The sequence below is a fragment of the Acinetobacter sp. KH_038 genome (assembly GCF_057839405.1).
On the sequence record NZ_CM174489.1, the window covers coordinates 1199281 to 1214653 of the forward strand.

At 45.1% G+C, this 15373-nt stretch carries 13 protein-coding genes; 9 read left to right on the forward strand and 4 right to left on the reverse strand.

The window, feature by feature from the left end; genetic code table 11:
* Positions 1–2: 2 nt before the first annotated feature.
* Positions 3–893 (reverse strand): HTH-type transcriptional regulator AceR, encoded by an 891-nt coding sequence (gene aceR, locus AC3IT7_RS05645; protein WP_489249690.1) that lies wholly within the window; start codon positions 891–893, stop codon positions 3–5.
* Between the two features lie 99 nt (positions 894–992).
* Between aceR and aceI the strand changes: the two genes are divergently transcribed.
* Together aceI and AC3IT7_RS05655 are read left to right on the forward strand one after the other, a co-directional pair.
* On the forward strand, positions 993–1424 hold the full coding sequence (gene aceI, locus AC3IT7_RS05650) for a chlorhexidine efflux PACE transporter AceI (protein WP_475653970.1): 432 nt from the start codon (positions 993–995) through the stop codon (positions 1422–1424).
* A gap of 171 nt (positions 1425–1595) precedes the next feature.
* A complete protein-coding gene (locus tag AC3IT7_RS05655; protein WP_489249691.1) occupies positions 1596–3797 on the forward strand; it encodes a YncE family protein in 2202 nt (733 codons plus the stop codon).
* 57 nt (positions 3798–3854) lie between these two features.
* Here AC3IT7_RS05655 and AC3IT7_RS05660 read toward each other — a convergent pair whose 3' ends face one another.
* Positions 3855–5372 (reverse strand): acetyl-CoA C-acetyltransferase, encoded by a 1518-nt coding sequence (locus AC3IT7_RS05660; protein ID WP_489249692.1) that lies wholly within the window; start codon positions 5370–5372, stop codon positions 3855–3857.
* Between the two features lie 240 nt (positions 5373–5612).
* Here AC3IT7_RS05660 and AC3IT7_RS05665 point away from each other — a divergent pair, with 240 nt between their 5' ends.
* The 5 genes from AC3IT7_RS05665 (at position 5613) to dnaX (ending at position 12054) form a co-directional block, all read left to right on the forward strand.
* Entirely contained in the window at positions 5613–7004 is a 1392-nt protein-coding gene (locus tag AC3IT7_RS05665) for a 3-oxoacyl-ACP reductase (protein ID WP_489249693.1), read from the forward strand.
* A 140-nt stretch (positions 7005–7144) separates the two neighbouring features.
* Positions 7145–7999 carry a MaoC family dehydratase gene (locus tag AC3IT7_RS05670; protein ID WP_475653963.1) on the forward strand — a complete coding sequence of 285 codons (855 nt, stop codon included), beginning with the start codon at positions 7145–7147 and terminating at the stop codon, positions 7997–7999.
* Between the two features lie 71 nt (positions 8000–8070).
* The gene (locus AC3IT7_RS05675; protein WP_489249694.1) at positions 8071–9324 is read left to right on the forward strand and encodes a serine hydrolase domain-containing protein; all 1254 of its coding nucleotides are present in this window, start codon (positions 8071–8073) and stop codon (positions 9322–9324) included.
* A gap of 77 nt (positions 9325–9401) precedes the next feature.
* On the forward strand, positions 9402–9845 hold the full coding sequence (locus tag AC3IT7_RS05680; protein ID WP_489249979.1) for a copper resistance protein NlpE N-terminal domain-containing protein: 444 nt from the start codon (positions 9402–9404) through the stop codon (positions 9843–9845).
* A gap of 133 nt (positions 9846–9978) precedes the next feature.
* A complete protein-coding gene (gene dnaX / locus AC3IT7_RS05685) occupies positions 9979–12054 on the forward strand; it encodes a DNA polymerase III subunit gamma/tau (RefSeq protein WP_489249695.1) in 2076 nt (691 codons plus the stop codon).
* Between the two features lie 8 nt (positions 12055–12062).
* Here dnaX and AC3IT7_RS05690 read toward each other — a convergent pair whose 3' ends face one another.
* Together AC3IT7_RS05690 and AC3IT7_RS05695 are read right to left on the reverse strand one after the other, a co-directional pair.
* A complete protein-coding gene (locus AC3IT7_RS05690) occupies positions 12063–12497 on the reverse strand; it encodes an acyl-CoA thioesterase (protein ID WP_475653972.1) in 435 nt (144 codons plus the stop codon).
* Between the two features lie 44 nt (positions 12498–12541).
* Entirely contained in the window at positions 12542–13702 is a 1161-nt protein-coding gene (locus AC3IT7_RS05695; protein WP_489249696.1) for an iron-containing alcohol dehydrogenase, read from the reverse strand.
* A gap of 120 nt (positions 13703–13822) precedes the next feature.
* Here AC3IT7_RS05695 and AC3IT7_RS05700 point away from each other — a divergent pair, with 120 nt between their 5' ends.
* Complete coding sequence (locus AC3IT7_RS05700) at positions 13823–14329, forward strand: low molecular weight protein-tyrosine-phosphatase (RefSeq protein WP_489249697.1); 507 nt, start codon at positions 13823–13825, stop codon at positions 14327–14329.
* A gap of 3 nt (positions 14330–14332) precedes the next feature.
* Positions 14333–15373 carry a UDP-N-acetylmuramate dehydrogenase gene (gene murB / locus AC3IT7_RS05705; RefSeq protein ID WP_489249698.1) on the forward strand — a complete coding sequence of 347 codons (1041 nt, stop codon included), beginning with the start codon at positions 14333–14335 and terminating at the stop codon, positions 15371–15373.

Below are 15373 nucleotides of genomic sequence, written 5' to 3' on the forward strand. Positions count from 1 at the left end.
GATTATTCGCTGCTTTTGCGCTGATTGCGGATGTGATTAATCAAAAAATGAGCAGCTGTCCCCAGGTTGCTTTCCCGACTCCAGACCAGATCGACAAAATATTCAAATTTTGGAGTGAAGTCGAACAGATTCAGTACCTTCAGGTTCTGTTGTAAATTCGGCTGTTCTTTTAGCATTTCCTGCGGCAGAACACCCCAACCCAAACCTTGCTGAATCATGCTACAGGCAGAGTGGTGATTATCAGTACGCCAGTAATGACGGGAAAATAATAGTTCAGGCTTAATCTTGTGGTTACGGCTGGCCACCACAATCTGGCGGCTGTTTAAAATCTGTTCAAAGCTGACCCGATCATGTTGGCTCAGTGCATGCTGTCTGGCTGCTACAGGAATCAGTACTTCAGGCTTTAATTCTACAAATTGTTCACGTGCATCGAGTTGTTCCCGCTCAAACATCAGCGCCAGTTGTGCGCTGCCATCCAGAAGCATCTGCTGGGCATCTTCTTGAGGAGCGCCAAAAACATTGATCTGAAGTTCCGGAAACTGCTGCTCGACCAATACCACATAGTCAGTCCAGCGGGTATGAAGTAATTCAGATACGATGACGATATTCAGTTCTGACTCCAGACCCGAACTGAGTGCCAGCGCATGCTGTTTCCACTGATTCATTTCGATTAACAGCTGTTGGGTTTTTTCATACAGGATTTGCGCCTGTTCAGTGGCTACCGGCTCACGTCCAATCCGCTGGAACAGTTGCAGATTCAGGTCAATCTCTAAATTTGCAATCGACATGCTAATGGCAGAGGGAACTTTACCTAATTTGCGTGCCGCAGCAGAGAATGAACCGGTTTCCATCACAGTTTTAAATACAGTCAGTTGTTCCTGATTAATGTTCATATCATTTTATCTATCAATATTATTGAAAGATTCTAACTCGATTAATCAGCTTAAAGAACATAATATGCACCATATTGATAAACAAACCGAGTAATGAAAATGTTGATTTCCAGAAGAAGACTAGTACATGCGCTCAGCTATGAAGTCATCCTGTTGGTGATCATTGCAATCGCTTTGAGTGTTATTTTTAATATGCCGCTAGAAGTTACAGGTGTACTGGGCATTGCAATGGCAGTGACTTCAGTCATCTGGAATATGCTGTTTAACCATTATTTCGAAAAATTTGAAGCGAAACGTCAACTGAAGCGAACTATAAAAATACGCCTTCTGCATGCGATTGGCTTTGAAGGCGGCTTGATGCTCGCAACCATTCCAATGGTGGCATATGCCATGAACATGAGTTTATGGCAGGCGATTGTGCTCGATTTTAGTTTGACCATGTGTATTCTGGTTTATACCTTTATTTTTCAGTGGTGTTATGACGCGATAGAGGAAATGCTTGGATATCAGCCTGAGCATCGAAAAATATAATGAGAAAAACCGAGAAAAAAATAAAGCACAGGCGAGATTTCCTGTGCTTTGTGTGTAAAGTTTATTAAATAGCGCTATTCCCTTGATACATTGCACATTTATTCAGCTTGGTAATCATGCTAAAGCCCTTTATAAGGGTAGAATTTTGTGCATTTGCATCTAGGAAAATCCATGAAGTTAAAATATAGCCTGCTTGGTTTAAGCATCATCTTGGTCATGACTGCTTGTGGCGGCGGTGGCAGTGAGAATGGAAGCCATGCATCTCATCCTGAATCAGGTGCGGTCGGCTCTAATCCCTCAACAGGAAATAATACTCAACTTACCAAAATTTCTGAATTCCAGGTCTTGGATGTCGGTTCGGAACTCACGGCTCAAAATTTCGGTTTAAGCAGCTGGAATCCGACTGCGATGGCTTTGGATGGAGATATGCTCTATATCTCAAATAGTCAAACAGCCTCACAAATTTTACGTTATGACCTGAAGCAAAAGCGTGCTTTGACTGCTATTGATCCAGCAGTTTTAACCGGTTTGTCGAAAACATGGGACGGTATTGTTGATATTAGCGTACATGCAGGTCGACTCTATGTGGCTTCTTATGGTTCTAACCGTATTGATGTGATTGATATTGCAACAGGGCAGCCACAATTCGTTATGGCATTGGGTACAGGTAACTGGTGGGGCGATATATTCAATTATGCCTTAGTGCATAGTAATGCCGTGGCGGCCGATGATCGATTTATCTATGCGCCAGATATTCAAGGGCGTATTAATGTTTGGCAGCAAAGTGATATTCGGCCAGAAAACCATCTAAAAGCCAATAAGTTTGCACGTTTAAGTCTGCCAAATTGTGCCCGTAATTGTAATGCACGTATGCAAAGCATAGGGGATTTTCTCTATACCAGCTTGCCGAACGGCACTACCTATGTGCATGACTTAAAGAGTCTGAAGCAAGGCGACACGGATGTTCAACCGATACTCACAGAAAATGCTTTATCAACGGTTATAAACCATGCTCCTGATGGAAAAGTTTATGTTTCTCGAAATAATGGCGTGATTGAGAGCTATTCTGCACAATCTTTCAGTGACCACCAGATTTTACCCACGCAGCGGCTTGATCAATTTAGTGAATATCGTTTAAATGATGGGATAGATACGCAGGTCATACCCAAGGCCAGTGATCTGTTTGTTTATGATTCGACTTTATTACATTTAGCCAATCAGAAAATCACCTTGTTGCCTTTACGTCAGTTACAGCAAAATCACAGCAATCAGACTGCAGCAGTTATTGGGCTAAAACAGTCTCAGGCAATACAGCAGTCTCGTATGTTACAAGACGGTGAAAGCTGGGAGACTTTGACCAACAAGGAAGAACGCCATGTATTTATGGACAAGATATTATCTGCCCAGCTCAATGGTACAAGTTTAGACCTGCAAAGTTATAGCGCTGTACCTGTTAAAGATGTGCAACTACATGCCCGATTAAAAAATTCTGACCAATGGATGGTATTGGCTCATATTGATGAAATAGAGGCTTTTTCAAAAACACGTTTCGCCTTAAGGCTGAATGATCAGTCATTTTTCCCTTTGGTAAATGGTCGTGGATCAATTCAGTTATCAGGTTTGAGTCAGATAAAACAAATACCTGCAGGACTTTTCGAATTTAAATTCCATTCTGAAACAGATTTGCATGTTCAAAAATTGAATCAGATTAAAGCCAAATGGAAAATTTTCTTTGGTAATTATAATCAGGATTATGATTCAAAATGGCGTAAGATCAATGCCTTATATGCACGTGAATGGGTCATGATGATGACCAATTTAGCATTCATGTTGAGCACTCCAGAATTTGAGCACCTTTGGTTTAATCATAAGAAAGTAATGGGCCATGATTTCTTTGGTGATGCAGGTTTTGTGGAAGCTGAAAAAGGCATTTACAAGGCGGAAGATTATGCACGTATGTATCAGCAGATATTAAACCGTACCAGTATTAATCTTGGAGTCACTGCAATGGGCGGTGGTCTCGGTGGTGGAGAAGTATTGGGGGTTGATACATGGCTTTTCTATGGGCATTACCGCCAGTCAGGCTATGGCATCATCGCTCATGAGTTTGGACACGGTTTTGGTAGTCATAGTAGTGCCTGGGCCAATTCAGCTTATGGCTTCCAGCCCATGATGGAATGGTTACACTTTTACTTGCAACGCCAACCCGGTTCAATTCCTTATATGGACCCGGATGTAAATAAATTCCATTTGGCACCGCAAGATCAGCTTTATGTTGGAATTAATCAAGGTATTGTCAATGCTGTTCCAGGTAAAACTCGAATCAATCCCATTGATCAATATTTTGCTGATAATCCATTACCAAACCAATAAATTTAGCTGGTAAAAAAACCGCTCAAAAGAGCGGTTTTTTTATCGCAGTAATAGCAATTATTTTTCAATAATCGCTGTGACACCCTGACCACCGGCAGCACAGATTGATACCAGTACACGGCCTGAACCTTTCTGGGAAATCAGTTTCGCTGCTGTCGCAATAATACGACCGCCGGTTGCTGCAAATGGATGACCGGCTGCAAGCGATGAGCCTTTTACGTTCAGTTTTGCACGGTCAATTGAACCGAGTGGTGCATCCAGACCTAAACGCTCTTTACAGAATTTAGGGTCTTCCCAGGCTTTTAAGGTCGACAGAACTTGCGATGCAAATGCTTCATGAATTTCATAATAGTCAAAGTCCTGAAGTTTCAGACCTGCACGTTCCAGCATACGGGGAACAGCATAAGCTGGTGCCATCAATAGGCCTTCTTTTTTCTCAACGAAATCAACTGCTGCAGTTTCCTGGAAGGTCAGATAGGCCAGTACTTCATGACCATTGGCTTTTGCCCATTCTTCGGACGCAAGCAGAACGCAAGAAGCACCATCTGTCAGTGGAGTAGAATTGCCGGCAGTCATGGTGCGCGCATCGCCTTTGCCAAATGCAGGTTTAAGCTTGGCCAGTTTTTCCACTGAAGAGTCAGCGCGCAGGTTATTGTCGCGCTCTAAACCCAGGAATGGCGTAATCAGGTCATCAAAGAAACCTTCTGCATAGGCTGCTGCCATTTTCTGGTGTGAAGATGCAGCAAGTTCATCTTGCGCTTCACGGGAAATACCCCATTCCAGAGTGGTAATCGCCTGATGATCGCCCATAGACAAGCCGGTGCGTGGCTCACCATTTTTAGGTGCATCCATCAGTTCTTTGACATTGATTTTGGTCAAGGCTTTTAAACGGTCTTTTGCAGTTTTGGCAATGTTCAGTTCAAGTAGTGCTTTACGCAAGCCATCACCAAATGCAATCGGTGCATCAGACGTGGTATCTACACCACCTGCAATACCTACTTCAATTTGACCCAGTGCAATCTTGTTTGCCACTGAAAATGCAGCTTGTAAACCCGTGCCACAGGCCTGCTGGATATCATAAGCTGGAGTTTCTGGTGCCAATGCTGTATCCAGAACGCATTCGCGGGTCAGGTTAAAGTCACGGCTATGCTTCAGGACAGCACCTGCAACCACCTCACCGACACGTTGACCTTGCAGACTAAAGCGCTCTACCAGACCATTTAATGCTGCGGTCAGCATGTCCGAGTTAGAGGCAGTAAAATAGGCACCATTCGAACGTGCAAATGGAATACGGTTACCACCAAGAATAGCCACGCGGCGAACTGTGTTTTGGCTCATATTATTATCCTGTTGAACAGAAGGCTGTGTTTTCGAAACTGAATCTGTCTGAGTTGATGTCGTCTGGCTGCTACTGCTCGCTGTGCGACGGGTACGCGAGGTTTTAGCCCGACTTTTTGTTGCAGCAGCGGCTGTATCCGTGTTTTTAGTGCTACGCTTGACACGTGTTGATGATTTTGACACAGCTGGAGATGCGGAATTCTCGACTGCTGGATTTTCTTGAGTTGTTTTGCTCATAAGGCTTTTCCAAGCAAATTGATCGTCTTCTTGTCGCTTACATTAGCACAGATGAGTATAGGCTGTATTGACTACAATGACATTGCAGACTGCGCTCAGGTCAAGTCATCTGCCAGATATCTCAAGTATGATTGCTTGGAATCTGGTAGATCTATTGCAATATAAGTATCTGGCATTATATTGAAGTTAAAGGATAACTTTAGATCGATCAAAAATTAATTTGTATGAGAGATAATAAACATGACTGATCAGTACCAAACTTTCGCAAAATCTCCTATTGGTAAATTTGTCATTAAAAATCTGGGTCTGCCATCCCCAATTTCCCTAGACCGTTTCGAGTCCGCAACGCCAGTAGTCAAAGGCGCTGTTTTATTCGGTGCAGCACCTGCGAGTGTATTGACCGGTTCGATTGCCCAGGTACTGGCCAATATTCATGCCAATAGCTATGCAGGCAATAATACTGAACTGCAACAGGCAGCGGCGAAATCGGGTCTGAACCTGAATGCCTTTAATACCGGCGATAAAGAATCCAAGTTTAAAGTGGTTATTTTCGATGCTTCCGGTATTGAAAATTCAGAGCAGTTGAAATCACTTTATGAATTCTTTAATCCGATTGCGCGTCAGATTCAAAGTTCTGGGCGTGTGGTCGTGATCGGCACAACGCCTGAATCTGCAAAATCTGTGAGTCAGGCAATTGCACAGCGTGCGCTCGAAGGTTTTGTCAAATCTATGGGCAAAGAATTTAAAAAGGGCATTGCTGCAAACCTGATTTATGTCGACACAGGCGCCGAAGCCAATCTTGAGTCTGTGCTACGTTTTGCAATTTCTCCACGCTCTGCCTATGTGTCGGGTCAGGTTGTTCGTGTATCTGCAGCGGCAGCAGTAGATGTAGACTGGAGCAAGCCACTGGCAGGTAAAACTGTAGTGGTGACTGGTGCAAGCCGCGGAATTGGTGAAGCGATTGCACATGTGCTGGCACGTGATGGCGCCCATGTGATTTGTCTGGATGTCCCACAACAGCAAGCGGATCTGGATCGTGTTGCTGGTGAAATTGGCGGTTCTACACTGGCGATTGACATTACTGCAGCCGATGCAGGCGAGAAGATCAAACAGGCAGCAGCGGCACAAGGCGGTCTGGACATCATTGTGCATAATGCCGGGATTACCCGTGACAAGACTTTGGCCAATATGAAGCCCGAGCTTTGGGATCTGGTCATTAACATCAACCTGTCAGCAATTGAACGTGTCAATGCTTACCTGATCTCCAACGATGGTCTAAATGCAAATGGTCGTATTATCTGTGTATCTTCTATTTCAGGTATTGCAGGTAATCTGGGTCAAACCAACTATGCAGCTTCTAAAGCAGGTGTGATTGGTGTGGTGAAATTCACAGCACCGACATTAAAAAATGGTATAACCATTAATGCTGTGGCACCGGGCTTTATTGAAACGCAAATGACAGCAGCAATTCCATTTGCCATTCGTGAAGCCGGACGCCGTATGAATTCCATGAGCCAGGGTGGTCATCCTGTGGATGTGGCAGAAGCGATTGCGATGTTTGCTTCTACTGCTTCTTCAGGTTTGAATGGCAACGTGGTACGTGTCTGCGGTCAAAGCCTGTTAGGGGCTTAACACATTAAAGTCCTCTCCCTTGGGGAGAGGATTTAGGAGAGGGAGATAAGGGGATATATTATTAACCCTCTCTCTAGCTCTCTCCCAGAGGGAGAGAGAACTCCATTAAATAAATTAGAAAAACTTCTCAAAGGTTCAGTATGAATACGCGCCATTTTAGTCAGCTTCCAAAACCTTATTTAGCCTATCCGAAAGTGATTCAGGGCTTGATTTTTAAAAAGCCGAAGGGTGAAAAAGTTCTGCCGCAAGTTGAATATGTGGTGGATTCATTCAAGGTCGATCAAAAACATTTGAAAGCCTATAATGAAGTTTGTGGCTTTAAAAATAATGGCTATATTCCAGCTATTTACCTGACTGTTCTTTCGCAAAGTCTGCAAATGCACATGATGACCGCTGAAGCCTTTCCTTTTCCGGTTCTCGGTCTGGTGCATATTCGCAATCAGGTCAAACAGTATCGTAAAATCGGAGTCAATGAATCTCTGACCTTGTCCTGCAAGTTTGGTGAATTGCAGCCACATGATAAGGGTGTACAATTTGATTTCATCACCACGGTAAAAGTCGGTGAGGAAGTGGTGGTTGAAGCTTTGACCACTTATCTGTCCCGTCAAAAGACGAATGCTAAAGCTGCAGCCAAAATTTCCGAAAATAAAACACCGGATTATGAGCTAAATGCTGAATGGGAAATTCTGGAAAATACGGGTCGCCGTTATGCCATGACCTCAGGTGACTTTAATCTGATTCATATTCATGCTGTAACCGCCAAGGCATTCGGATTTAAACAGGCGATTGCGCATGGTATGTGGACCAAGGCCAAAGCTTTGTCCAGTCTGGCATTGCCCGATGCCTACGAAGCAGATGTCTGGTTTAAACTGCCATTATATCTACCTTCCAAAGTGCAATTCCTGACTGCGAAAACAGCGAATGATACAGAATTCCTGATTCGTAACAGCAAAAATCAGAAGCCGCATGTCACGGGAACTGTAAAAACAATTTAAAGCCCGATAAAAGCCTAAACCTGATTTAGGCTTTTTTGTTTTTAAGGAATTAATATTCTATGGATAGAATGATGCAACCACTCAAAGATTATTTATTTGCGGACATAGCTCATTATCAAGGGACGGTAAATGAAAATTTCCGTGATCTTGCCCGTCAGTTTAGTCGCCTGCAGCATGCCCGAGCAGAGCAGGGTGGTGCGGCACTTGTTGTCTATTTTCAGGAACAAAAAGTCGTCGATATTTATACCGGAAAAAAATCGGAATCTGAGGCTTGGCAAGCCGATACCATGTCCTTGTGCTATTCGACAGGTAAAGGTGTGCTGGCGACACTGGCACATATTCTGGTCAGTCAGGGCCTGGTTGATTATGACCGGCCGGTTGCAGAGTATTGGCCCGAATTTGCGCAAAAAGGTAAAGAAAATATTACTCTGGCAGATATGCTCAGCCATCAAAGTGGTCTGTTTGATATTCGTAATATTATTGCCGACGCCACTGAAATGGCCGACTGGCCGCGGATGCTGGAGCGGATTGCGGCAGCTGAACCGCGCTTTCAGGTTGGTACGGATGCCGCTTATCAACCGCTGACCTTTGGCTGGCAGGTGGGCGGTGCGCTGGAAAAAGCCACAGCTAAAACTTTAACTGAACTGATGCAGGAGTATCTGCTGCAGCCTCTGGCGCTAAATGGTGCCTATTTTAGCGTACCGACAAATGAATTAGCTCGGGTGGCCGTACCTATTTCCAAGCCTAAAATAGCCAGACCTCAATCACAGCTTGCAAGAAAACCAGTACCCAGAAAACCGAACCTGATGGAACGGGCTTTGGTCTGGAGTGGACAGGATCCGCAGGATTTTCAGGATGCGATGATTCCGAAAGGCATGCGAAATTTCAGTTTCTTCAGTGAACAAGGCCTGCAAGCGATTATTCCATCTGCCAATGGGGTATTTACTGCAGAGAGTCTGGCAAAAATCTATGCCATGCTGGCCAACCGCGGCGAATGGCAAGGGCAGCAACTGATTTCGCCCGAGGTATTTCAACGCCTGAGTCAGGTGCAATATAAAAAACGTGATCGGGTCATGCCTTTGCCGATGCACTGGCGTTTGGGTTATCACCGGGTGCTTACTTTAGGTAAAGCCTCGCAAGGTTTTGGTCATATGGGCTTTAATGGTTCGGGAGCCTGGTGTGATCCTGAGCGGAATTTAAGTTTTGCCTATACCCATAATTTTCCGACTGGTTCATTGACTGGAGATTATCGTCTGTGGGGTTTGACACAGGAAACCTTACGCTGCGCCGATGCCGTCCTGACCGGACGTAAAGGCTGGCGTTAAATATTCCTGATTGGGGAGTTTGGCACCGCAGTTAAATATGCTATTTTGTTGCCACTCCCGGTCTGTGATATGAAATGATGAAAAAAGTGCTCATGATTCCTCTGGTCGCAAGCAGTGCCTTGTTTGGCTGTCAGGATCCAAACCAATCGACTGCAAATACTGCTATTGAGGCCAAGGCTCAGATTCCTGCCTGGGTCGGGAGTTATCAGGGCAGTACACCCTGTATGGGCTGTTTTTCCAGTTGTGAAGATTGTCCGGGTATGGCGGTTGCTTTGGACTTGCATGAAGATCAGACTTTTACTTTATCACGTGAAAGCTTGAGTGGGCATAATCAGGTTGAAACCATTACCGGGCCGATTCGCTTTCAGGATGATACACAACAAGAGATCGAACTGCTGAATGTTGATACCCGAAATCTGCTCTATGTCGATCTGAACAAGCATGTTCTGGAAATTCGTGAAGATCAAACAGGCAAACGCTACCAGATGCAAAGTGACTTTATCCTGTTTGAATCGGTCTGATTTTAACAAAATATATGTTTTATATCCCTTTTTCTAATATTTTGATCAAGGGATTTTTATTACCGATGTACTGGCATTCATTTCACTATTTTATAAAAAAACAGTATGCTTAGACCTGTAAAAAGGAGCATACATGTATCAAGTACTTGCGCGAAAATACCGTCCTCGTAATTTTAATGAATTGGTGGGGCAAAACCATGTATCACGTGCTTTAACCAGCGCGCTTGAACGTGGCCGTTTGCACCATGCCTATTTATTTACAGGAACGCGTGGTGTCGGAAAAACCACGATTGCACGTATTTTGGCGAAGTGCTTGAACTGTGAGACCGGCATTACCTCTACACCGTGTGAAGTCTGTGCGACCTGTACTGCTGTTAATGAAGGACGCTTTATTGATTTGATCGAAATTGATGCGGCTTCACGTACCAAAGTCGAAGATACCCGTGAGCTGCTCGACAATGTGCCTTATGCACCGACTCAAGGTCGCTTTAAAGTCTATCTGATCGATGAAGTGCACATGCTTTCTACGCATTCTTTTAATGCGCTATTAAAGACGCTGGAAGAGCCGCCTGCACACGTCAAGTTTCTGTTTGCCACCACAGATCCTCAAAAGCTGCCAATCACTGTAATTTCACGCTGTTTGCAGTTTACTTTGCGCCCGTTGGCAGTGGACGAAATCACCGAGCATCTGACCCAGATTTTAGGTCAGGAAAGCATTCAGTCCGATCAGGATGCCATCTGGCAGATTGCCGAATCTGCTCAAGGCTCTTTACGGGATGCGCTGTCGTTGACTGATCAGGCAATTGCCTATGGTCAGGGTGCGATTCAGCATCAGGATGTCAAAGACATGCTCGGTCTGATTGACCGAACCATTATTTATGACCTGATTCTGGCGATTCATCAAAATCAGAAAGCACAGGTCAGTCAGTTATTACTGCAATTCCGTCAGCAGGCACTGGATGTGTCACTGGTTTTAGATCAGCTGATTTCGACCTTGCATGAACTGGCTTTATTGCAATATCTGCCAGATTTAAGCCTGAAATACAGTGCTGAAATCAATCAAAAGATCATGCAATTATCCGCTCTGATTTCGGCTCAAGATCTACAGTTGTATTACCAGATTGCCTCCAAGGGACGCGCTGACCTACAGTTGGCGGTGACACAGGAACAAGGCTTTGAAATGACGGTGCTACGCTTATTGGCGTTTCGTCCTTTACAGCCGAATGAAGTTCCGGTGACTCAAGCTGCTGCTCAGCAAACAGAAACTATAGCAACTCCTTTGCAACAACCTGCTGAAACCCAATTGCAGCCGCAAAGTGTGCCTCCAGCAGTTGTTGAAGCTGAAGCAGCATTTGATGATTTTTCGCTTGAAGATGAAGGCGAGGAGGAGGTGTATACAGCATCCTCATCTGAACCATCTTCAGATGATTTTCTCGATGAAGACGAGCCAACTAATCATGTGCCTGAGCCTGTGCAGCCAGAAATAAATCAGGTAGCCATTGAGCAGGTTCAGTCTAATGATCAGATTGTCTTTGATCCAAATGACGACAAAGGCCTGTTTGGTTTCGATGAGATCGAGAGTGCCGCCGTAGAAGTAATGCCTACAAGCAGCAGCTCGGATGATTTTCTGCTTGAAGAGTTTATTCCGGCTGATGAAGAATTTAGTCTTGCTGCTGCAGCAGAACCGGAAATTTCACAGGATCTCATTACGCAGTCTATGAGTGAAGCAGTCGCTCCAGTTCAGGCTGCCACACCGGATGACATTTCCCAAGATTCCAGTACGCAAAATCTGATGCCACAGGATATTTTAAAAATACCTGAGCAAATGCTGGATGGCGAATGGACTGTAGAGAAATGGGAGTACTGGTTCCGTAACAGCCAGCTTTCTCCGGCCGTGCAGGAGCTGGCACAGTATGGTGTCATGAGCGGACAGATTAATGGCCAATCCGTTTTTCATATCCCTGAGCAATACCAGCAGCTTTTGACACAACTGCAACATACTCTGGAAGCTGCTTTACAACAGCAGTGGCCGCAAACTCATTTTCAGGTGAAATTTGAAAATGTGGACCAGCTAACCCCGTATACCATGCAGCATCAGCGGAAGGCTCGTGCCTTTAAACGCGCGGAAGAACTGTTACAGGCTGAACCTGCGGTACGTGACCTGTTGCAGCAGTTCGATGGTGAATTGCAAAATATTCAGCTCAAGTAAACTGGATTTTAAGGCATTACAAATCGAGATAAAGCATCCCGCATTTCAGCTGGAATCGGGGTGCTTTTTCGTGTTTCGCGATCGACAAATACATGCACAAAATTACCTTGAGCCGCCGCCGCATCTGAGTTGCGCTTAAAAATAGCCAGATCATAGCTGAGTGATGAATTTCCCATGCTTTCAATGGCTACGCCGACTTCAATAATTTCCGGATAAGACAGTTCCTGATTAAACTGGCAGTTGGAGCTGACCACCAGCCCAATCATCGGGGAATATTTTGGATCGAAATTTGCTTCCTGAATTAGTAGGGCATTGGCTGCGGTATCAAAATAACTGTAATAGGTCACATTGTTGACATGACCGTATAAATCATTGTCTGCCCAGCGGGTTTGAATGGGCAAGAAAAATTTATAATGTTCGCGCTGTTTGATTGTGGCTTTCATCAAAATTAGGTCCTCGGCTAGATAAGGCTTAGGTGGAAATAGATCTAGGCGTAAATCGCCTGATAAATCTGATAAGCATCATCCAGCTTGAGTTCGCGTGGATTATTCTGTAACAGCCGGCTTTGCTGCATGGCATCTTCTGCCATGACATGCAGCATATGTTCCGGGACATTCAGCTGGTTTAATTTTAAGGTCAAACCGCTTTGCATCAGATGATTATTAAAATGATCAATAAACAGATCGGTCAGACCATCATGACAACCTTTACTGCGTGGGTCCAACCAGATCATCAATTCAGCATAGAGCTGTTTGGCCGCCGGTGCATTAAATTTCAGGACTTCTGTCAGTACCAAAGCGTTGCTATGCCCATGTGACAGATGAAAATGCCCACCGAGTGGATAAGCCAGGGCATGCACAGCAGCCACCGGTGCATTGGCAAAGGCCTGTCCGGCCAGCATGGAACCGACCAGCATGTTTTGCCGGGCATCTAGATCCTGACCATCTTGTAACACACGTTGCAAATTGGCATTTAGCAGTCTTAAGGCCTGTTTGGCCAGCATGTCGGAATAGGGATTCTTTTTGTGTTTGGAGGTATAGGCCTCAATGGCATGTACCATGGCATCGATGCCGGTGGCGGCGGTGATTTGTGCTGGCAGGTTCTGGGTAAAGGTGGCATCCAGAATGGCGATATCGGCATAGAGAATGGGTGCAACAATACCGCTTTTGGTGGTTTTGCCTGTGGTGACAATCGAAATGGGGGTGACTTCGGAGCCTGTGCCGGCAGTGGTTGGTACCAGAATTAAAGCCAAACGTGGCCCGGTGGCATGATCGACGCCATACAGGTCGGACAGGTTTTGATGCTGCTGGGGATGCGCCAGAATTGCAATCAGCTTGGCTACATCCATCGAGCTGCCACCGCCAAAGCCCAGTACTACATCAATCTTTTCCCGTTTTGCAAAGGCCGCGGCTTCAAGTACCACGGTATCAGGTGGGTCGGCCTGAACATCAGAGTAAATCACGTAATCCAGACCCGCAGATTCAAGAATATCAAGAATAGGCTGGTGTAACTGCTGCTTGAGCATGCCCGGGTCGGTTACCAGCAAAAGACGTTGATAACGGCCATTTTTAAGAATTTTAAATAATTCCTGAATCGTGCCGAGACCGGCAATGATATTGGGGACGGTGTGAAACTGAAAGCGATTCATGGCGTTATCCTTGATTTTTTTATTGCAAATACGAGATTATTCTATGCTGCTGATATAGGATTCATTATATAAATAACTTAACATAAGAATCCTTAAAATAAAGTAGCTCTGAGGTTGTTTATGTCATCCAGAACGCCATACAAGGTGTTATGTGTTTGTTTGGGAAATATTTGCCGCTCTCCCACGGCAGAAGTGGTACTCAGACATTATTGTGATGAACAGCAACTGAACATTGTGGTCGATTCTGCCGGCACCAGTAATTATCATCCGGGCAAAGCACCGGACTTGCGTAGCCAGCAGCACGCGCGAAAACGCGGCTATGATCTGTCAGCGCTTCGTGCACGTCAGCTGACTGCGCATGATTTCATTGATTATGATCTGATTCTGGCGATGGATCTGGAAAACCTGTTCAATATCCAGAACATACAGCGTCTGGCTGAAACCGAGTTTGGTCATGTACGTGCAAAAGTGGCAATGATGAGTGAGCATGACCAGATCTATCCGAAACAGGCCTTGCCAGATCCTTATTATGGCGAAGCGGACGGTTTTGAACGGGTGCTTGATCAGTGCGAGTCCAGCAGCCGGGCATGGGTTGAAATTTTTAAACAGAATGTACACAAGGTTTAAGCGATGCAGATTCAAACTCAGGTTCAACTTAAACCCTTTAACACCTTAAATCTAGAAGCGGTGGCTTCCCATTATGCCCATATCCAGTCGACTGCTGATTTGCTGGCGGCACTGGATTTTGCTGAACAGCAGCACCTCAATGTGCTGATCTTGTCAGGCGGCAGCAATATGTTATTGCCGGAGCAGATTGATGCACTGGTTCTGCATATCGATATTCAGGGTATCGATATGCTGGATGCTGATGATCAGTTTCAATATTTACGCGTTGGTGGCGGGCAGGGCTGGCATGAGTTTGTGCTCTGGACCACGGCACAGGGTTTCTATGGCTTGCAGAATCTGGCCTTGATTCCTGGGCGTGTGGGAGCTTCTCCGGTACAGAATATTGGTGCGTATGGCGTTGAAGTTGGCGAGTTTATTGCGTCTGTCGAAGTCTATGACCGTCAGTTAAAACAGTTTGCTTCGATTGGCGCTGCTGATTGCCAGTTTGCCTATAGACATAGTATTTTTAAAGATGATCCAAACCGCTATGTGATTACACATGTGACTTTTAAATTACTGAAACAGCCAGATCTGAAACTCAACTACGGTGATCTGAAGACAGCAGTGGGTGATAAGCTGACAGCGGAAAACTTGCAGCAACAGGTCATTCAGATCCGTCAAAGTAAATTGCCCGATCCGCAGGAATTTCCCAATGTGGGCAGTTTTTTTAAAAATCCGCTGGTCGATCAGGCGGTCTTTGACCAAATTGCAGCATCTTTCCCGAATTTGCCCCATTATCAGCAAGCCAATGCTCAGGTTAAACTGGCAGCGGGCTGGCTAATTGATCAGGCGGGCTGGAAGGGTAAACAGTTGGGGCCTGTGGGGATGTTTCATAAACAGGCGCTGGTTCTGGTAAATTATGGTCAAGCCTCCCTGACTGATGTGCGTAAAACCTATCGTGCGGTACAGCATTCGGTCTGGGAAAAATTCAAGCTGATGCTGGAACCGGAGCCTGTATTGTTTGATAAAAATGGATTGATCCGTTCTCATCAGGATGACGAATGA